Origin of the sequence: Acaryochloris marina MBIC11017, from assembly GCF_000018105.1 — a bacterium.
Taxonomy (GTDB): Bacteria; Cyanobacteriota; Cyanobacteriia; order Thermosynechococcales; family Thermosynechococcaceae; genus Acaryochloris; species Acaryochloris marina.
On record NC_009925.1, the window covers coordinates 1,413,355 to 1,433,524 of the forward strand.

18 protein-coding genes are annotated in these 20,170 nt (G+C 47.4%); 4 read left to right on the plus strand and 14 right to left on the minus strand.

What is annotated here, in order from left to right; all coding sequences use genetic code 11:
* Positions 1 to 391: 391 nt before the first annotated feature.
* Positions 392 to 3,976, plus strand: coding sequence for a WD40 domain-containing protein (locus AM1_RS06350; RefSeq protein WP_012161985.1), 3,585 nt, complete (start codon positions 392 to 394; stop codon positions 3,974 to 3,976).
* A 65-nt stretch (positions 3,977 to 4,041) separates the two neighbouring features.
* Here AM1_RS06350 and AM1_RS06355 read toward each other — a convergent pair whose 3' ends face one another.
* From AM1_RS06355 to ygfZ, 11 genes are all read right to left on the minus strand, one after another.
* The gene (locus AM1_RS06355) at positions 4,042 to 6,123 is read right to left on the minus strand and encodes a dynamin family protein (RefSeq protein ID WP_012161986.1); all 2,082 of its coding nucleotides are present in this window, start codon (positions 6,121 to 6,123) and stop codon (positions 4,042 to 4,044) included.
* An 88-nt stretch (positions 6,124 to 6,211) separates the two neighbouring features.
* Entirely contained in the window at positions 6,212 to 6,862 is a 651-nt protein-coding gene (locus AM1_RS06360) for an HAD-IA family hydrolase (protein ID WP_012161987.1), read from the minus strand.
* A gap of 40 nt (positions 6,863 to 6,902) precedes the next feature.
* A complete protein-coding gene (gene pcrA, locus AM1_RS06365) occupies positions 6,903 to 9,245 on the minus strand; it encodes a DNA helicase PcrA (RefSeq protein ID WP_012161988.1) in 2,343 nt (780 codons plus the stop codon).
* Positions 9,246 to 9,661: 416 nt separating this feature from the next.
* Positions 9,662 to 10,432 (minus strand): MBL fold metallo-hydrolase, encoded by a 771-nt coding sequence (locus tag AM1_RS06370; protein ID WP_012161989.1) that lies wholly within the window; start codon positions 10,430 to 10,432, stop codon positions 9,662 to 9,664.
* A 51-nt stretch (positions 10,433 to 10,483) separates the two neighbouring features.
* Positions 10,484 to 11,083 carry an anthranilate synthase component II gene (locus AM1_RS06375; RefSeq protein ID WP_010468454.1) on the minus strand — a complete coding sequence of 200 codons (600 nt, stop codon included), beginning with the start codon at positions 11,081 to 11,083 and terminating at the stop codon, positions 10,484 to 10,486.
* A gap of 112 nt (positions 11,084 to 11,195) precedes the next feature.
* Complete coding sequence (locus tag AM1_RS06380; protein WP_012161990.1) at positions 11,196 to 11,645, minus strand: diacylglycerol kinase family protein; 450 nt, start codon at positions 11,643 to 11,645, stop codon at positions 11,196 to 11,198.
* Positions 11,646 to 11,816: 171 nt separating this feature from the next.
* Entirely contained in the window at positions 11,817 to 12,347 is a 531-nt protein-coding gene (gene ybeY / locus AM1_RS06385; protein ID WP_012161991.1) for an rRNA maturation RNase YbeY, read from the minus strand.
* Between the two features lie 18 nt (positions 12,348 to 12,365).
* Positions 12,366 to 12,602, minus strand: a complete 237-nt coding sequence (locus AM1_RS06390) for a DUF3285 domain-containing protein (protein WP_012161992.1) — start codon at positions 12,600 to 12,602, stop codon at positions 12,366 to 12,368.
* 190 nt (positions 12,603 to 12,792) lie between these two features.
* Entirely contained in the window at positions 12,793 to 13,500 is a 708-nt protein-coding gene (gene purQ / locus AM1_RS06395) for a phosphoribosylformylglycinamidine synthase subunit PurQ (protein WP_012161993.1), read from the minus strand.
* Positions 13,497 to 13,790: a phosphoribosylformylglycinamidine synthase subunit PurS gene (gene purS, locus AM1_RS06400; RefSeq protein ID WP_012161994.1), complete on the minus strand. Its 294-nt coding sequence runs from the start codon at positions 13,788 to 13,790 to the stop codon at positions 13,497 to 13,499. The genes purQ and purS overlap by 4 nt, the downstream gene beginning before the upstream one ends.
* Before the next feature lie 69 nt (positions 13,791 to 13,859).
* Positions 13,860 to 14,924 (minus strand): CAF17-like 4Fe-4S cluster assembly/insertion protein YgfZ, encoded by a 1,065-nt coding sequence (gene ygfZ / locus AM1_RS06405; protein WP_012161995.1) that lies wholly within the window; start codon positions 14,922 to 14,924, stop codon positions 13,860 to 13,862.
* 294 nt (positions 14,925 to 15,218) lie between these two features.
* On the opposite strand from ygfZ, the gene AM1_RS06410 reads away from it, so the two are divergent.
* Complete coding sequence (locus tag AM1_RS06410) at positions 15,219 to 15,680, plus strand: photosystem I reaction center subunit XI (RefSeq protein ID WP_012161996.1); 462 nt, start codon at positions 15,219 to 15,221, stop codon at positions 15,678 to 15,680.
* Between the two features lie 99 nt (positions 15,681 to 15,779).
* Here AM1_RS06410 and AM1_RS06415 read toward each other — a convergent pair whose 3' ends face one another.
* The 3 genes from AM1_RS06415 to AM1_RS06425 form a co-directional block, all read right to left on the minus strand.
* Entirely contained in the window at positions 15,780 to 17,345 is a 1,566-nt protein-coding gene (locus AM1_RS06415; protein WP_012161997.1) for a bifunctional ADP-dependent NAD(P)H-hydrate dehydratase/NAD(P)H-hydrate epimerase, read from the minus strand.
* A 124-nt stretch (positions 17,346 to 17,469) separates the two neighbouring features.
* Complete coding sequence (locus AM1_RS06420) at positions 17,470 to 17,625, minus strand: photosystem I reaction center subunit IX (RefSeq protein ID WP_012161998.1); 156 nt, start codon at positions 17,623 to 17,625, stop codon at positions 17,470 to 17,472.
* A 4-nt stretch (positions 17,626 to 17,629) separates the two neighbouring features.
* A complete protein-coding gene (locus AM1_RS06425; protein WP_012161999.1) occupies positions 17,630 to 18,133 on the minus strand; it encodes a photosystem I protein PsaF in 504 nt (167 codons plus the stop codon).
* Positions 18,134 to 18,304: 171 nt separating this feature from the next.
* Between AM1_RS06425 and tsaD the strand changes: the two genes are divergently transcribed.
* The gene (gene tsaD / locus AM1_RS06430) at positions 18,305 to 19,387 is read left to right on the plus strand and encodes a tRNA (adenosine(37)-N6)-threonylcarbamoyltransferase complex transferase subunit TsaD (RefSeq protein WP_012162000.1); all 1,083 of its coding nucleotides are present in this window, start codon (positions 18,305 to 18,307) and stop codon (positions 19,385 to 19,387) included.
* Positions 19,384 to 20,157 (plus strand): ZIP family metal transporter, encoded by a 774-nt coding sequence (locus AM1_RS06435; RefSeq protein ID WP_012162001.1) that lies wholly within the window; start codon positions 19,384 to 19,386, stop codon positions 20,155 to 20,157. The genes tsaD and AM1_RS06435 overlap by 4 nt, the downstream gene beginning before the upstream one ends.
* Positions 20,158 to 20,170: the final 13 nt, after the last annotated feature.

Below are 20,170 nucleotides of genomic sequence, written 5' to 3' on the forward strand. Positions count from 1 at the left end.
TCGTCAGAAGATCAATGGCAGGGTTTGGATGAATAACGCCTGCTCATTCAAAACAGTTTGTTGTCGGTTCACTTCGATTCTAAGCCTGTGTCGAGAAGTGAACAGAGTAACGGCCAAATACATTCCTGATTTTAACGGACGAATAGATAGCGTTACCGACTTTAGTTTTCCCATTCAAGGGTGGGAATGTACTTGAACTAATCTTGCCGCATTACTTTTTATAGGGGGATTTGCATCATGACATTTCTGAGGTGTACGCAAAGCAGTTAAAAAATGCGCTCTCCCTTTTTGAGCACAAAAAACTGGGTGAATTATTTGACTCTCCAGAAATATTCACAGACCATAAGAGAGATTAAAAGTGCAAGTTCTTATTTCTCTCTAAAAACGTATCGTGCTTTCCAATTCAGCGGATGCTGTTCGGGTTCTCAATTTCATCCAACAAAAGGTGAATGCTAGTGAGGGACTCAGTGATATCCAGATTCATGTTTTTTCCCAATGTTGGGATGGACAATCCTACCGTCAAATCGCTGATAGCGCTGGCTATGAAGTTGGTTATATCAAAAAGGTGGGTTCTCATTTATGGCAGAAGCTATCTAATGTTTTAAACACAAAAGTATCTAAAAATAACTTCAAAATTGCACTCAGTGAATATATTGGGTTGCATCCATTACCCAACTTTGTTCTGTCCCCTAACACCAGTAACGAGGAATGTGTATATCAAGATTGGGGAGAGGCAGTAAATGTATCTTCCTTTTGGGGGCGGTCAACCGAATTAGCCACCCTCCAGGAATGGATATTAGGTGATCAATGTAGCTTGATTACCCTGTTAGGAATTGGGGGGGTCGGTAAAACAGCACTCTCTGTTAAGTTAGCCCAGCAGCTCCAAGGTCAGTTTGCCTATGTACTCTGGCGAAGCCTCAAGAATATGCCACCGCTGATGGAGTTACTAGCAGACTTAATCCTCAACTTATGCAATCAAAGCTTGCCTAAATTACCCAACACACCATCTCAACGAATTTCGATTCTTATTCAGTATTTACAACAACAGCGATGTCTAATCGTTTTAGACAATGTTGAAAGTTTATTTCAGAGTGGTCAGTTTGGGCGTTATCAACCCATGTATGAAGAGTATGGTGAACTTCTCCAGCGAATTGGTGAGGTTGCCCATAACAGTTGTCTGGTCTTAACCAGTCGTGAATTGCCAGAAGAAGTTGCCATCCAAACGGGGGCACGTTTACCCGTCCGTGTCTTTAAGTTGGAAGGATTAGGCACTACGGCTGCCTATGAAATTCTCAAAAGTAAAGGGCTATCAGGTTCAGCCTCAGAAGCAACCTCACTGATCGAGGCTTATCAAGGTAATCCTCTAGCGTTAAAGATTGCCGCTACATCAATTCAGGATGTGTTTTCAGGGAATGTGACTGAGTTTATTCAGCAAGGGACGATGGCTTTCAATGGGATTCGTCGGCTGTTGGATCAACAGTTTGAGCGATTATCTGCGGTAGAACGACAAGTGATGACCTGGTTGGCTATTTATCGTGAACCTGCCACTATCCAGCAACTCGCTAGTGATGTTATCAGTTTGCCTTCCTTTGCGGCCTTGCTTGAAGCTCTGGAGTTTCTGGGTCGTCGCTCGCTGATCGAAAAAGTCTTACCGAACGAGACCCGTCCAGCTGGTTTTACATTGCAACCCGTGGTCATGGAATACGTAACCGAGAATTTAATTTCTCATGTAAGTCATGAACTCGTTGGGGATCAAATGAATGATCTGCATCAATATCCGTTGGTCCTGGTGCAATCCAAAGATTATTTACGGGAAGCTCAAATTCGACTGATTCTTAAGCCTGTTTTTCGTCATCTCTTAGAAACTTATCCCAACCAAGATCAGCTGGAGCAACATCTCAAACACCTTTTAAATCAACTGCAAGTTCATGCTCAAAATAGACTCACCTATGCGGTGGGGAATATTTTGAACCTACTAAGGCTTTGTCAGGCAGATTTTTGTAACTTAGATTTATCCCACTTAACGATCCAGCAAGCGGATCTGCGAGAAGTCAAACTCCACCAAGTCAATTTTGCCCATGCCAACTTAGAATCAACCCTATTTTCTGAAACCCTAGGCAGTATCTTTAGTCTTGCCTATAGTCCCAATGGAAGTTATTTGGCTATTGCTGATACTGGGGAAATCAAACTCTATGATTTTCCGCGATATCAGCATCAGCAAACCTTATCCAGTCACAAGGTGCTGATCTTATCTATCACCTTTAGCAATGATGGTTGTTTAATTGCAAGCTGTAGTGTTGACCATACCATTAAGATTTGGAATGTTAAATCCGGAAGTTGCATCCAGACTTTGAAAGGGCATACGGGGGCAGTGATGTCAGTGGCCTTTCAGCCTCAAACTGGGGCTGACCCAGATTATATTTTGGCCAGTGCTAGCCAAGATGGCAGTGTTAAGCTCTGGAATATCAGCACTCAAGACTGCATTCAAACTCTGAATGCAGAAGGACAGTCCGCTCGATCCGTAACCTTCAATTCCAGTGGCGATCAGTTGGCAATTGGTTATCTTGATGGTCAGGTCAGTCTTTGGCATTTGTCATCTAATCGCAGACAGTGGCTGCCCTCAGACGTCACTAGTCAAGAATCTCCCCTTGCGTTTAGTCCCGATGATCGACAATTAGCTATGGGCTATAGTGATGGACAAATTCAGCTCTGGGATGTGTATCAAGCAAAACGGATCAGAATCCTCCAGGGCCACACAACCCAAATCTTCTCGGTGGCCTTTAGTACTGATGGCCATTTATTGGCGAGTAGTTCCGGGGACAATACCGTCAGAATTTGGGATTTGCAAACGGGGCAGTGCTTGAAATGCTTGCAAGGCCATACATCACGGGTGTCTACGGTGGCGTTCCATCCAGACAATCTGTGTCTGGCGAGTGGAAGTGAAGACTCAACCGTGCGGGTATGGAATGTGCAAACGGGGCAACTGCTGAAGTGTCTGAATGGATATAACGATTATGTGTGGTCAGTGGCCCATAGCCCAACCCACACGATAGTTGCGAGTGGAAGTAATGATCGGGGAGTACGACTTTGGAATACCCAATCAGGTCAAGGTGTGCAAAATCTGGAAGGCCATTCTGGTCGGGTGAGATCCGTGGCCTACAGTGCTGATGGCAAAGTGTTGGTGAGTGCAACCTATTCTTATGAGATTAAGGTTTGGGATTCTACGAATGGGATTTGCCTAAATACCTTTCGAATGCCAGGCGAATGGTGCTGGGATATTGCGCTAAGACCTGATGGAGATGTATTAGCCGTCTCTGGTGGAGACAACAATGTCCATCTGTGGAATATTCATACTGGGGAATTGCTAAATACCCTAGTGGGAGAAGAACATTATGCGCTAGGTTTAGCCTTTAGTCCCTTGGGGCAATACCTGGCTACGTCAAGATTGAATATTGTCCAGATTTGGGATCTGGCTTCAGGCACTTGCATTCAAACCCTGAATGATGAAGATTGGATTTGGTCCATTGCGTTCCATCCCCAGGAATCTTTACTGGTGACGGGAGGTAATGACGGTAGCGTCAAACTCTGGGATCTGGAGCAAGGTAAATACCTCCGTCAAATGAAAGATCATGCGGCCATTGTCTTGTCTGTAATTTTTAGTGCTGATGGCCAGGCCATTGCAAGTGGAAGCTTTGATCGTACAGTTCGCATTTGGAAATCACAGACAGGGGAATGTATCCAAGTGCTGGAAGGTCATTCTGACGGTATCTTCTCAGTTTCTTTTGCAGCCGACAGCGATATTATCGCCAGTGGCGGAATGGACGAAACGGTCCGAGTCTGGGATGTGCACACTGGAACGTGCTTGCACACCCTGCAGCCCCCGAAATTGTATGAAGGCATGAATATTTCAGGAGCTACTGGATTAACTGACGCTGAACGACAGACACTCAAAATTTTAGGTGCGGTAGAACGCTAGCCCAAATAGCATTGGCAGGAAAGAACCGCCTCGCCAAAGGCCAGCATTCTGAATCAACACCAGCATTATGCCGTAGCTAATAGATTCTGATAGGCCGTCTCGATCAGCTCACAGTCTGTAGAAACCGCTTGCTCTAAGTTCTCTAAACGGGCAACTTCCGTTTGGCGATCGATCTCTCGTGAGTTTTTCTGCTCTAGGAGGTTATCCAACTCTTGTTTGCGAGACTGGATATCTTCTTGTAAGCGCTGCATCACCTCTTGGTTGTAGGCATCAAAACAGTCTTGGACCGAGTTGTAAATAGGCTGGTATTTTTCTTGAGCAATTTGGGGTAGACATTTTACAAATTCTTCTTTCGTCGCCTTGGTCAATTGTTTGCGAGCATGATCCGCTTGCAACGCACCAATACCTAAGCCCACCAAGGCAAAGGTGATGGGTCCCAACATAATGCCAAACACAGATGAAGCAATCAGAGCGATTCCAGCAGAGGTAAAGAAGTTGAGCATAATACTCTGGAAGTCAAATCCTGTGACTGCCATTGCTGCCCCGCCAATATTGCCAGAGGCAAGGGAGAATAAGCCCATTGCCCATTTAGCCCATCCAGGTACATTGTCATTGGATTGGTGTTTGGGACCACGAGCATTCATATTTTGCCCCGTCAATTTTTCGGTAATTCGGTCGGTAATTCTGGCATAGGAGTTACCGTATTGCTCAGCGCTTCTAGACAGTTCTTCGAAGGCATATTTGAGATCGCGCTCAGCTCGGATGCTCCAGGCAAAGAACTTATCATTGACATATTGCTGAAAAGCTTGTTGAAAAGCAGCGTTAAAGGCTTCCCGTCGTCCTTGGCTGAATAGATCCAGCAGCTCTAGATCGGGGGGTTGATATTTCAGGAAGTCTTGATCGAAAGTAGTTTCTAAATCGAATATATAGGTGCGAAATGAATCGGCAATCGAACGCGATCGCTGATCTCGCATCCGATGAATATCTTCTTTAAAGTTCTCACCAATTTCTTTCAAATCTCCAAATTCTGGTTCTACAGACTCAATCCGTTGTTCTAATTCCTGAACGCTCTGATCTAAAAGGGGAATTCGTCGAGCTGTAGCATCCTCAACTCGATTAAGAGCTTGACGAGCTAGGGTCCGGGCTTGTCGCAATTCAGCAATCGCTCGTTCTTGAGTCAGAAAGGTATTAAGTGAGGACAAAAAGTCAGGAAAACCAGTGCCCTCTAGGTTAGCATCCGTATCTTTAACTCGCTTACGGAGGGCCTGCAAAGCTGAGATGGGAAATACCCGCTCTTCATAGAGGTCATAGCCGTCGATTTGGCAGTATTCTGCAAGATTGGCATGGAAGACTTTATGGAGTTTACGAGTGGCATCTTCTAGTTCTTCTGGATCATCTGGGTCAATCAGACTTTCCTTAATTTGATCCCAAGCATTAATTAAAAAGAAGATCGACAGTCCCCGATCTTTGATGTAGTTTTCGAGGTAGCGGCGTTCAGCCAGGGTGCAAGGCTGAGTGGCTCGCAGTACAAAGAGAATGGCATGACAATTTTGGATAAAACCTAAGGAGAGATCGTTTCTGGCTTCCGTATCGTTTAAGCCTGGGCTATCGACAATCTCAACCCCTTTCTCTAACAACGGCAGCGGATACTCGACCACGGCATGGCTCACATCTGGGAAGGCAATCTGCTTTTGTTCTTCTAGCTGCTTTGCTTCTTCTGGGTCAATGGTGTAGCGGTCTTTAAAGCTAGCAAAGTCAATTTGTTCGGGGGATTTACCATCATTGAAGTGGACGGTTACAGTTTTATCGGGACCATATCGCAAGATGGTCAGCAGGGCTGTACAGGGATTGACGTCACTGGGCAGTAAGTTTTCTCCAATCAAAGCGTTGAGGAAGGTGCTTTTCCCTCGCTTCATATCTCCTAGAACCATCAACCGAAAAACTCCCTGCTTTAAATTGCGGCAGGCGACACTCACGTCTTCAATTTCTTGTTGAAGCTGCAATGATCCAGAGGCGGACTCTCCAGCCCGTTCGGCATCTTCTAAGGTTTCGGCAATGCTGGATAGGTGGGAGGCGATTTCCTGACGGATCTGTGAAATGCGATCTAAATCTTCCAGGAAACTAGCGGTTTCGACGGGATTACTCATAGTGGAGGAAGGTAAGGCTGCTTTTTCAGCATACCCATCTGCATTTTTAAATCCACCGATAAGTCTGAGAGGGTCTACCAACTCTTCACTAGGCAGACTCTAACGATAGATGCCCTTGACTCAGGCTTTGAAGAATCTGATCAGGGTGCTCCAGTAAAAAGTTAGGGGTTTTCTCTGCAAGAACTGTTCGGTCATTAAACCCCCAACAAACAGCAATACTAGTTAAACCAACCTGTTTAGCTGCCTTCACATCATTAATTTCATCACCCACATAAACCAATTCTTTGGGGTCAGTGGCCTTGAGTCTAGCTAATTTTTTTAGCGTCCGTCTCTTCCCCGATAGAATCTGACCACCATAAATAAATTCAAAGAGATGATCGATAGCATATTTCTGAAGAACATACTCAACATTCCTGCGAGAATTAGCAGTAACAATCCCTAAACGATAACCTTCAGACTTCAAATTATGGAGGGCGGTTTCGATACCCTCGACGAGTGCTAAATCATCAATACTACGAGTCAGCTCTTGCCGAAAACGCTGCAAATAGCAAAGGGATCTCCATTTGGGAATCCCTAATTCTTGAGCAATTTCTTGAATCCCTAACTTCCGCATTAGCTCGATTTGAACCGGAGATAGAGGTTCATATCGAAAATCTCTAGCTAGGCGATTGGTGGCTTCGATAAATATGCTAAGGGAATCGGCAAGGGTGCCGTCAAAATCAAAAACGATCAAGCGCATACTTCGTTATGCTCGTATCTCCATAACTTGAATTTCGATTTCATTCCACCCGATCCAATACCGTGATATTCGGGTCAATAATCTTTTTGCCAATCCCTGGAAATTTAACTGCTAAGCAGATTTTATTCCCACCTCCAAAAATATGGGTCACCTCCCCTAGTCCAAACCCGCGATGAACCAGCCGATCACCGACCGCCCAATCCATGGCATGGGTATTGGGCATTTTTTTCTTTTTAGCCCCTGGGCTCATTGCAGAATGGGGCGGCTCAGACGGGATGGCCGATAAAGAATTAGTCTGTAAGAGATCTCGAGGCAGCTCTGATAGAAACAGTGAAGGCATCGCTGGCTCCCTTGAACCATAGAGTCGTCGCTCTCGTGCGTGAGAAATAAAGAGTCTTTCTTGAGCCCGAGTAACGCCAACATAGCAAAGACGGCGTTCTTCTTCGATAGCCGCAGGATCTTCTAAAGAGCGGAAATTAGGGAACAATCCCTGTTCTAGGCCAACCAAAAAGACGATGGGAAATTCCAACCCCTTAGCTGCATGCAATGTCATCAGTGACACCGTAGTTTTTTCATCTAAATCATCTAAATCAGAGGCCAAGGCCGTATTAGCGAGAAAAGAAGGGAGAGACTCATCGGTATTCTCTTCTGCATATTGTAAAGCGGCATTTTGCAATTCTTGGACATTGCCAATTCGATCATCTGCTTCATCAGTTCCCTGATTTTTTAAGTCCCGAACATACCCCGAATCTTCTAAGATCCCCTGGATAATATTGGCTGCAGATTGGGTTTCCACCTGACCTTGCCAATGTCGCATCATTTCCACAAACTGCAAAATTGGCTTGGCGCTACGAGCAGCTAAGGTCTTGACTGCCGTCTCTTCTGTCAGCATTTCCCATAGGGGCACTCCTAGCTCCTGGGCTGCATTCATAAGGCGATCTAAGGTGGTTTTGCCAATTCCTCTGCGGGGTGTATTAATCACCCGTTTGAGGCTGACCGTATCCGCCGGATTAACGATTAGGCGCAGATAGGCCAAGACATCCTTAATCTCGCGGCGATCGTAGAACTTCAGTCCCCCGACCACCGTATAGGGAATACTCCAACGAACTAAGCCCTCTTCAAATGCCCGAGATTGGGCATTAGTCCGATAGAGAATAGCAAAGTCTCCCCAGCTCAGTTCGGGGTGGGATTGCTCTAGAGTCCGAATTTGCTGAATGACGAAATCAGATTCATGCAGTTCATCATCTGCCCGATAGCAGTAGATGGGTTCTCCTGCTCCCCGAGTCGGCTTGAGAATTTTGTCGATACGTTCAGTATTGTTATCGATGAGTTCATTGGCCACTTGGAGGATGTTTTCGGTAGACCGATAGTTCTCCTCTAGCTTCACCATCGTCCGCGTATCACCATCCGGCAGGCCATCACCAAAATCCTGCTGAAAGCCCATCAGGATTTTAAAGTCCGCTGCCCGAAAGGAGTAAATGGACTGATCAGCATCACCCACTACAAAGACAGAGCGATGCTCCCAATCCTTAAAGTTGCGAGTATCGGTGCCGTTGGTCGCTAGTAACCGCAGCAAATCATATTGGGTGCGGTTAGTGTCTTGGTATTCGTCCACCAGCATATGGCGAAACTGCTGGTGCCAATAGCCGAGAACCTGGCCATTCTGCTTGAGCAACTGCACCAGCACCCGAATCAGATCATCAAAATCCAGGCCGTTATTGGCAGCTAGGGAATCTTGATATTTGCTGTAGACCTGGGCTACCACGCGACCGCGAAAATCCTGTTGATTGGCTTCCAGCTCTTGGGGGTTCCAGCCCTGGTTTTTAGCATTACTTATAGCAAAGCGGACGGAACGAGGCTGGAATTTACGATCGTCGAGATTCAGCTGATTGACCACAATATCTTTAATCAGACTCTGAACATCTGATTCGTCAAAAATAGAGAAATTACGCTGCCATTTGCGGCCCTTCTCATCCTGGTATTTTTCGATTTCCATCCGCAACAGGCGGGCACAGAGACTATGGAATGTGCCAATCCAGAGGGGTTTGGTAATGGTTTTATAGACTTGCGATCGCAACTTTGTCTGCTGCTGAGGTGCTAACAGCTCCAGTGCTTTGCCATGATCCTGCTGGGCCAGCTGTTCCGCAAATAATTTTTCAATCCGCTCCTTCATCTCCCGAGCCGCTTTATTCGTAAACGTCACGGCCAGAATATTTTCGGGATTAACCTGATGGCGCATCACCAAATTAGAGATGCGATAGGTCAAGGCTCGAGTTTTACCCGATCCAGCCCCCGCTACCACCAACAGCGGGCCACAGAAGTGTTCCACTGCCTGTCGCTGGGAAGGATTGAGATGACTTAAAAAGTCAGGAATAGCAGACATAAAAAATCAAGGAGAAGAATTCAGAAGTATCGTCGTTAGCAGAGATGTTATGCCAATGGGATTGAGTAATCGAACCATCTCTGTGCCCACCATACGTGATTCCAATAGAAACGCAAGTTAGAAAAAATTATTAAGTCAGAGAATAAAGGGTAAGAGTAGCACCTTACCCTACCCACAAAACCGCGAGACCATAGCCAAATCTCTCCTTAACCCTCAGGAATCTCTAGTCGTCCCTGTTTTGATCTGCAAGGTATGAATTGCTAAAAGGCATTCCCTCCTCTAGGGCTGTCTAGGACACCCACTGAAGAGATAAGAACACATCACCAACACTCCAGGGAATGCATAGATGATTCTTCCTCCAATACTCATATAGCGTTAAGGCAAAGGTATAGGCTACAAAACGCCACCGATCTAGCTCAATAACTCAACACTTGAATAACAGGGCCGGAACTGGGAAGGTTACCTGAACTGACCGTTAGACCACTCCCACCGGATCGTCGAATGGTAGCCCCTTGCATCAGGGAAAGAAACGCATCCACCGACTGAAGATCACAGGAACTTTCATCAGCAGCAGCCGTTTTGTAATGGGTCGGAATCACCATTTTAGGGTTGAGAGTTTGAACGGCTGCCTTAGCCTCTTCCGGGTTATAAGCCTTTGCACTGCCACCAACGGGGATTAACAGCACATCAGGCCGTCCCATTAGGATCTTTTGGTCCACACTAATGGGAGAGGCAATACCGCCTAAGTGAACTACGTTGACGCCACCTTGAACCCATTTCCAAGCGACATTGGTTCCAAAGCGATAGCCATTCACCCGATCATGGAGCGTCCTTATACCTTGGAACTGCAAACCGTTGGTTTTATAAGCCCCCGGTTCAAACAATAACTTGGGTCTTCCGGGTAAACCTTCAACCACCCCTTCATCCAGCAGTCGGCTACTAATAAGAACAATATTGGCCGACGTTTGGGGTGACGGATACTTAGCCGTACAACCCGCAGGACGGAAAGGGTTGACCAATACCTGAATACCGCTACCTGAGAACAAGAAACAAGTATGGCCTAGCCAACGAATGCTCAGAGAGCCTGCGGCTTGGGCGGGCGAAGACTGCCATTGGGTGGCAAGACCAGCTCCCAAGCTGGTGATCAATCCTGCTTGCACATAGTGCATGAAGCGGCGACGGTTCATAGTTCTCTGTGATGTATCCCTGAATGTGTGTCCTGTGAAACCCGATCAGTATTAGCCATCGGTAGGAAGGTGGCTCAGAAAATTCTTGAGCAGTTGTTTCCCAGATGTCGTCAAAATACTCTCTGGGTGAAACTGGACGCCTTCAATGTGAGGATAGTTCCGATGACGCACCCCCATAATCGTGCCGTCCTCAGTCCAAGCCGTAATCTCTAGGACCTCTGGACAGGTTTCCTTCTCTATCACCAGACTATGATACCGAGTTGCGGTAAAAGGATTATCTAACCCGGAAAAAACCCCCGTGGATTTATGACGGATAGGGGATGTTTTACCATGCATAAGCACTGGGGCAGACACAATATCGCCACCAAACACTTGGCCAATACTCTGATGGCCTAAACAGACTCCCAAGATCGGTACGGTTGCACCCAATTGCTCAATCAGCTCTAGAGAAATTCCAGCATCTTGAGGCCGTCCCGGCCCTGGAGATATAACGATTGCATCGGGTTGGAGCTTCTCAACTTCGGCTAGGGTAATCTGATCATTGCGAAAAACCTGAATATCTTGGGCCACTTCAAATTCAGTGGCGAGTTCTCCCAAATACTGAACCAGGTTGTAAGTAAAGCTGTCGTAATTATCAACAACCAGTAGCAAGGCTTGCGCTCCTGTCCCAAGAGAAAGTTATCTCTCCAACTTAGCGTGTTTATCCTACTTTGCAGCTATAAACCTGACTGCAAACAGCGCTGTCATCAAATCAAAGCGCGTTTTAAGCCTGAAAGAGAGCTAGAAAAGGCGGAATAATTAGAAATGCAGCAATCACCACTGCTGCCATTGCTGAGACTAAAACAGCTGCGGCTGCACAGTCTTTGGCTATCTTGGCCAACTCATGGTAAGTCCGCTCCACTGTTAGATCAACAACCGCTTCCAAAGCGGTATTCAGTAACTCCATGACCAGCACTAAACCACTGGTCAAGGCAATAACAGCCAATTCTACAGGTTCAAGCTGAAGGGACAACCCCATACTTAAGGCCACACTACCGATCACGGTATGAATCCGAAAGTTACGCTGAGTTTGGAAGGTATAACTCAATCCGGCCCAGGCATATTTAAAACTCACAAATAGATTATGAGCGACTTTGAATGACAGCTCACGCTTAAGCCGCGCTGGTTCAGGCTCAGTGCTACTTTGTGAAGAGATTATAGATTTATTTGACATAAATTTAATCTTTTTAACGATTCTACACTACGACCGCAAAGGGCATGGCTGCAATAAATCTGAAAGCGATGGGTCTGAATCAAGGATTAAATTGTCTATTGCTTAATCAGAGAAGTATTTCTCACTCACTATGTTTTAGGTTACCCACAGTTCTAACAAACTCTTCTAGGTCTAGCTAGTTGCTGCCGATACATTCGTGAGATTGATTAATAATTGTTGCTGCGCCAACATATCCTGGAGGCGTTCAGGGGTCGGGTGATCCCACCCCAATAGATGCAACAATCCATGGGTCGCTAACCAAGCTAGCTCTTGCGGTAGGGGATGCTGTTGCTCTTGTGCTTGCTGCGCTGCAGTCTCTACCGAAATGATAATGTCGCCGAGTTCCACAGGCATCTCTGACCACAGGTCTGTCGGCTGTTCGGTTAAGTCAAGGGTTGCAAAGGCCAGCACATCTGTGGGGCGATCTAGGTGCCGATAGGTTGCATTCAAATTCTGGATCGCCGCGTCATCCGTTAGCAGTAGGCTCAATTCATAGGTTTGGATCGGAGAAATACTAGGCTGCAAGTGCTCAAACCAGTGCTGAAACCAAGATTGCCAGGTCACAGCTGTAATTTGATGGGCTTGTTTGAGCACATTCTCTACTAACGAAGATGGGATGGCTCTGTCTTCAAGATCCCACTGAATATGGACGTCAACTTGCATGTGGTTTGAGACGATTCGCTAACGAGTCAGATAGGACAGCCCAATCAACAAGGCTAATACCCCCACCGTGGTTAGTCCAAATTCCAGCAACGACCGTCTGCCTTTACGAACCATGTTCCTCATCGCTAACTTGGTGTAGCTATCTGTAGGTTTAGATGCAGGAGCGACATCACTTGTAGGTGCAGCTGGCTCAACACTGGTCACTTCGGCAGGGTTAGTGCTAGCTTCATCCGTTACGGAAGGGTCAGAACTCATGATTCAGAGATGTAAATAACAACGCAGGAGAGAAATACAACCCCTCGTTTGAGAGCTGGACTATCTCCATACCTCTAACTGTAAGTCATCCCTATTGAAGCAAGCAGGCCTTGATCTAATAGATTTAAGAAACAACGCATTCGACGCAAAGGCAGGAGAGAGGGCATCGATGCTGTCTCCTTTCGCTGACTCAGGCCGTCACACCTTGCGCCATGAGGCTGTTCAATACGCCTTGAAAGAGTAAAAGGCCATCGGTATAGCCCAAGGTCGGATCAGAGGCTCGCTCGGGGTGAGGCATCATGCCAACCACATTACCTTGTCGATTACAAATACCGGCAATGTTCTCCACCGAGCCGTTGGGGTTGGAATCTGGCGTAATTTCACCATTGGGCTGACAATAGCGGAACAGAATTTGCTGATTGGCTTGGAGCTGTTTGAGGGTCTCTGGATCGGCATAGTAACAGCCTTCACCATGGGCAATGGGCAGGGTAATCACCTGCCCCGCTTGATAGGCTTGGGTCCAGGGTAGGTTCGTTCTTTCTACTCGCACGGGAACGCGATCGCAAATAAAATGCAGATCTCGATTTCGGACTAAGGCCCCTGGCAATAATCCTGATTCCGTCAGAACCTGAAACCCATTGCAAATTCCCAAGACCAGCTTGCCTTGCTCAGCGTGGGCCATGGTGGCCTGCATAGCGGGCGAAAATCGGGAAATAGCCCCACAGCGCAGGTAGTCCCCGTAGCTAAACCCACCGGGAATAACCACGACATCTAAATCACTAATATCTGTTTCTTGGTGCCAGACCATACGAGTGGGCTGTTTAAGCAGATCGCGAGTGACCAATACGACATCGCGATCGCAATTTGATCCTGGAAATACCAGCACACCGAACTTCATTTTGCTGCTCCCGCCGTTGGGGCCAATTGCAGATCGAACCGATAATTTTCAATCACTGGATTCGCCAAGAGCTGATCACACATCCGATCAACCTGTTGACTAGCCGCGTCCTCATCATCGGCGGATACCGTTAGCTCAATATATTTACCAATCCGAATCGGGCCTACGTTGTCATATCCCAATTGCTTAAACCCCGTTTGGACCGCTGTGCCCGCAGGGTCTAAGACCGATGGCCTCAAGGTCACATAAATTTTGGCCTGATAGGTTTGTGTCACAATTCCCACATGCATAGCGTTCCTTTTGAATGTACCTGATCCAGGACACAAACAGACTAGAGAAGAATGGTCTTTCTAACCGCTCTAAGGAGTCGGGTCAGGGGTCCACTGGGGATAGGTGAGAAACGGAACTTCCACTAACGTTCCGGTTACGGTTCCTACCGAAACTTGAGCGCCTGCATCCCCCGCTTTTGTTTTGACATAGCCTAACCCCACAGGCCCCTCAGCAGTCTCAACCAAACTCGTCAATACCCCCACCTTTTTGTCTTCAAGCGTGATGGGCGTATCAACAGAGACAGATTCACCGAGCTGAATCCCCCAGAGTCGCTGTTTGACGCCTTGATAAGTGTTAAGACGAGCAATCGTTTCTTGGCCGATATAGCACCCTTTATCAAAAGAAATAGTCTGCCAGAGTCCGGCTTCTAAAGGGTTAAAGTCCTCTGTTAATTCAGCATCAGGCTTCGGTCGCCCTTCCGACACTCTTAACTGTTCCCAAACCTTCTCCCCCAAGGGACAGGCATCCTGTTCCGTTAAGGCTTGCCATAGATCAGCCCCCACTTCAGCATCGGCAAACAAGGTATAGCCTGGTGTTGTCAGCCCACTGCCTGACGCAACACGAACAGTATGGCCTTTAATTTGAGTTGTAATGTGATGATGAGGAGATTCCGGTAGGTCTGAAATTCCCAGTTTGTGCAGAAGTCGTGAACTTTCAGGCCCCAATAGACTAAAGGTAATCGTTTGGGTCGTAATATCCTCAATCTTGACCTTGTCTCCAAAGAAGATATAGCGATCGCACCAGCTCATCAATTGTGCTCGTCGAGTTGGAGAGACCAGTAGCAAAACGGCCTCTTCCGTCACGTATGCACTCACCAGATCAATAGTGCGAGCCGTGGATGTTACAAACACGCTTTCACAACCTTCACCTGGCTTCAGAGTTTTGAAAGTATTGGTGGTCTGGTTATGAAGAAAAGACAGTCGATCCTGATCGGTGAACTGCAGACGCCCCCAATGGGTACGATCCCAGAGGGCTGCTCCATTTTGAACCGCCTTTAAGGCGAATTTATCATTGCCAAAGCTGAGGATAGAACCCTGATCCTCAGCCCATACTGCTCCATTTTGGCGTTGACAGTCCTGTAAGGTCTCTGACATTGCGGCGTTTATCCGTTATTTCTGGGGCAAGGTTGATTTTATTATTTCCGTGAATGAGGAGGGCTAAATCCCTTGGGTTGTTAACAGTTTATTCAAGAACACAAAAAAAGATTTCTTTTTACTAAGAAATCTAACGTAAACCCCTACTGGCAGACCTTTATTCGTTGTGATTAGCCGAAACAATTCTGTTCTATGAGATGATGATTGCCAGCATTATCTTTTCATTTATTCTATTACCCCTAGCTTCCAGCCATTTAAAAGGGGACCCTAAGATTTGAGAGGAGATTTATATCAATGACAATGGACTTGGTCAAACATGGTGGCGACCCCTTAGTTGGAGATCTCGCAACACCTGTAAATAGTTCTGGGATCGTCAAAGCCTGGATCAATAACCTTCCGGCTTACCGCAAAGGCATGTCTGCGAATGCTCGGGGATTAGAAATTGGGATGGCTCACGGCTATTACCTCTATGGTCCCTTCGCAACTTCTGGCCCGATTCGAGGCACGACGATGTCTCTTGTATCAGGTGTTCTGTCAGCAAGCGCTGTCGTTATCGTCTTATCCGTTGCGATTCAGATCTATTCCAGTGTTTCTTCAGCCAAACCCTTACCATCTGTAACGACGGCGGATCCCGGTAGCGACTTTGGCACTAAAGAGGGTTGGAGCGCAGTTGGCAGCGGCTTCCTAATCGGTGGCTGTGGTGGTGCCGTCATCGCTGGCGTTCTTTCCTATGCGATTGCTGCATTTGTTGGCTAAGAACTCATTACACCAACTTTTATGATCCATCACTCATTCCTATGAAATGAGTATTGAATAGCTAGCTGAAAAACCCTCTGTGGCTTACGGGGGGTTTTTCTATGGTTGGCTAGCAATGGCAGAAATTAGGGATTGACAAAGTGTCAGAGGATCAACCCCTAATTCTGTTCGCTGGCGGGCAGCAAATAAGCCGGCTTGAGCATGCCACCAAATACCGCTACACAAGATCTCACTGGTTGCCTGATCATCTAGTCGCTGACTTAAGAGTCCTGAAAAAATGCCCGTGAGCACATCTCCACTACCCCCACGAGCTAGGGCTGGGGTGCTATCAGGGTTAATCCATACGGCACCTTGTGGCGGAGCTAGAATTACCCTTGCGCCCTTGTAAACGATATAAGCATTACTGGACTGGGCAGCTCGCCTGACCACCGACAGTAGCTCCTGGGAAGGTTTATCAGAAAACAAGCGCTTAAATTCGCCTGGATGGGGTGTCAGGATAGTGGGGGCCAATCGGGCTTGAAGCGTCTCCAAGGGTCGGTACTGGGCTAATAGATTGATCCCATCCGCATCCAAGACGAGGGGGCAAGCACAGGCCAAGACCGCGCTTAAAATGGCATTCGTTTCTGTCGTCACGCCAGGGCCATAGGCAATGGCATTAAATGAGTCTAATAACAATTCTGGGGGCAGACTTGCGATCGCACCTTGTTCCGTCTCCGGACAGCCAATCACTAAGGCCTCTGGCACAGATTGCAACACCAGCGGTTTCAAAGAGGCTGGCACAGCAATCGTCATCATCCCGACCCCTGTCGCCCTTGCGCCCAGAGCAGAAAGGATAATGCTCCCTGCATATTTTTGCGACCCACCAACCAATAGGCAGTGTCCTTGTCGATATTTATGGGTATTGGGATGGCGCTGAGTGGGTAGTCCTTTTTTTGCCGTCACCGATGTCATTCGGTGAATATCCGGCATATCACCTAGAACAGCATTGATATCTGCGACGGGGATATCGAAATCAATGAGATGCAGATGGCCGCTATATGGCAAGCTCTGGTCTTGGAGCAAACCTAGCTTCCACAAACCTAGGCATAGGGTATGGGTGGCCTGAATGGCTGCCCCTAGAACCGCTCCGGTATCAGTGTGTATGCCAGAGGGCAGATCAATGCTGATAACAGGCTGCGACCAGGTGTTGAGTTGGTGTATCAGATCTGCGATCGCACCTTCAATCCCTCGTTCCAGGCCAAACCCAAACAAGCCATCTACAATCACATCACAGGATTGCAAAACGTCGACTCCCTGACCAATCTCCATTCCTAGGGAGGCAGCATACTGGGCATGCTGTTCAGTTAAGTCTTTTGATCGAGGCAGCGGACGGCAAAGGCGAATCTCATACCCCTGAAAATAAAGCTCACGGGCCACCACAAAAGCATCGCCACCATTATGTCCCGGCCCCGCCAGAATCCCAATTCTGGGCATATCGCCATAAGGATAAAGGGCCTGAATGCGTCGTGCAATCAGACCCCCTACTTTCTCCATAAGTGCGGAAACAGGCATCCCCGCCTTAAAGATGCGTGATTCAATTCTTCGCATCTGCTGAGCAGTCACCACAGTTTTTTGAATCTGAGTGAAACGCTCATTAATGTGTTGTTCTATATTTTTATCCTGCATCTCCCGTCAGGATATGCAACAGTGCATGAAATCCAATTATGTTAACGAGAGAGGTTGAGCAACCCGAATCCGAGCCATTTAGACTTGCGCCTAACGTTAACCTCAACCCAGCGTCTTCACCTCCTTAGTAAGGGAAGAACAAGATATCTGGGAAAAAGCGATTTAGCTCAACCAGAAAACCTGCTGTAAGGGTAAAAAAGACCAAAGCAATCACAGGAGCCGTACTAAAAAACTTCATAAAATCTTTCTCCGAATCAATTTTGAGTGGGACATCGCCCATACTTCTAGCGAGGTGAGACCGTAACATCAGAATCTGGAACAGTCAACTCACCAGAAGTAAGTTCTCTAAACGCAGTAAGCGGCCAAGCCATTCCAGCAATAGTAGAGGAAACCGCTAAGGGTACATCGATAATAATTTCACCCATTGCTGGGTTTTTAGCATTCTTCTTACGGTTGGCAATTTGATAATTGCGGCTAGAATTGCCGATACCACCAGCGATGTAGATGAAAAATAGACCAGGGATCAGAAAATCACCTGCACGCCTCATTGGTCCACCTGCAATAATTCGGGGTAAACCATCTTCGGGGCCACACAAAGCGCTGCTATACATTTCAAAGCGCTTTTGACCCGAGTTAGGATCAGCAGTAGTATTTCGAGCTTTAGCAGCCCGTTCTTGGAATTTGGGGGACTCACTACAGGGAACAAGCCCACCAATATCCGCAGAGGCTGGAGGAACAACACCCAGGAAAAGTGTCATTACGAGAAGGACAGCAAACAATCGACGCATAGAAATTGTTTCCCTTATAACGAAACAAGAGTTTTTACGTAACAAAAAGCATTAACTTTTTGCCAGCGTAGACGCATAGACTTAAGAAGCAATCATACTCTTTGAGTGGGGTCTTGGTAAAGAATTGAGGCCCCTAAATACACGCATACACCATCAAAAAGTTACCAGTTTATGGCAACAGTTTTAGCAATTGAAACGAGTTGTGATGAAACTGCCGCTGCAGTTGTAAAAAAACGTCACATTTTAAGTAATATTGTTGCATCCCAAATCGACATTCACCGTCCCTATGGAGGGGTGGTGCCAGAGGTTGCCTCTCGCCACCATGTGGAGTCCATCAATGATGTCGTTAGCGAAGCCTTATCCCAAGCCCAGATAGATTGGCCAGATATTGATGGGATCGCTGTCACTTGTGCCCCGGGGCTGGTGGGCGCTCTGCTGGTTGGATTAACTGCAGCCAAGACCTTAGTCATGCTGCACAATAAACCTCTCATTGGGGTCCATCACTTAGAAGGGCATATCCATGCCTCCTATCTTCAGAATCCTGATTTAGCCTCCCCTTTTCTTTGTTTATTGGTGTCCGGTGGCCATACCAGTTTGATTAAAGCTGAAGACTGTGGTCTATACCGCACCCTGGGTCAAACCCGAGATGATGCAGCGGGAGAAGCTTTTGACAAAGTGGCCCGTTTGCTAGATCTGGGATACCCTGGCGGCCCTGCCATTGATCGCATTGCCAAGTTAGGCAATCCTAAAGCGTTTGCCCTCCCTGAGGGGAAAATTTCTCTACCAGAAGGTGGCTTTCATCCCTATGACACCAGCTTCAGTGGCTTGAAAACAGCCGTTCTCCGCTTAGTGGAATCTTTCCGACTGCGAGGGGAAGACGTGCCTGTCGCGGATATTGCAGCCAGCTTCCAACAAACGGTGGCTCAAGCCTTGACTCGACGAGCCATCAAATGTGCCTTGGACTACGGCTTATCCACTATTGCTGTTGGCGGTGGCGTTGCCGCCAATAGTGCCTTACGCCAACAACTATTAACCGCCGCTGAAGACAAAAAACTACAGGTCTTGTTTCCACCCTTATCTCTTTGTACGGACAATGCCGCGATGATCGCCTGTGCAGGCGCAGAACACTTGGATCGAGGCCATACTTCAGCGCTGACCCTGGCAGCATTATCCCGCATGCCCATTTCTAAAGTGATGGAATTATACCCAGGGTCATCCCCAATGCACCCTCCTTTGGAGCTTGACGCTGAATGAATCTGATCGTAGTGGGGTCAATCGCTAGCCTAATCGCTGGGTTGGCAACAGGCATCGGTGCATTACCCGTATTATTCGTCAAAACCCTGACGGATCGTTTGCAAGGTATTTTTTTGGGCTTTGGCGGTGGGGTTATGTTGGCCGCCACTGCCTTTTCCCTGATTGCGCCGGGAACAGACCTGGCTATGGGTCAAGGTAATACTGAAACCCAAGCAGCTTTAATTATGGTGCTGGGTATTTTGCTGGGAGGTGGGTTCCTCTGGCTAGCCCACAACAACTTTCCCCACGAACACTTCTTCAAAGGTCAAGAAGGCCCGTCAACCCCTAACTTGGCTCGCATCTGGCTATTTGTGGTCGCCATCACCCTGCACAATTTCCCGGAGGGGATGGCGGTGGGGGTAGGTTTTAGTGGCGGCTCTTTATCCAGCGGCATTGCTCTTGCCATTGGCATCGGCTTGCAAAATATGCCCGAAGGACTGGTGGTAGCCATCGCTCTGCGGTCCCTTAACTATTCATCCCTCTATGCCCTAGGCGTTGCCTGTCTCACCGGCTTAGTCGAGCCCATAGGTGGTGTTGTGGGGGCTAGCATTATTAGCCTGGCTCAACCCCTTTTGCCCTGGGCAATGGCTTTTGCAGCAGGCGCAATGCTGTTCGTTATCAGTGACGAAATTATCCCCGAAACTAGCCGTAAAGGCATTCAACAGGAAGGTACCCTCGGAATCATGCTGGGATTTGTGGTGATGATGTACTTAGATGTTGCTCTAGGGTAATCGGTTGAGAACA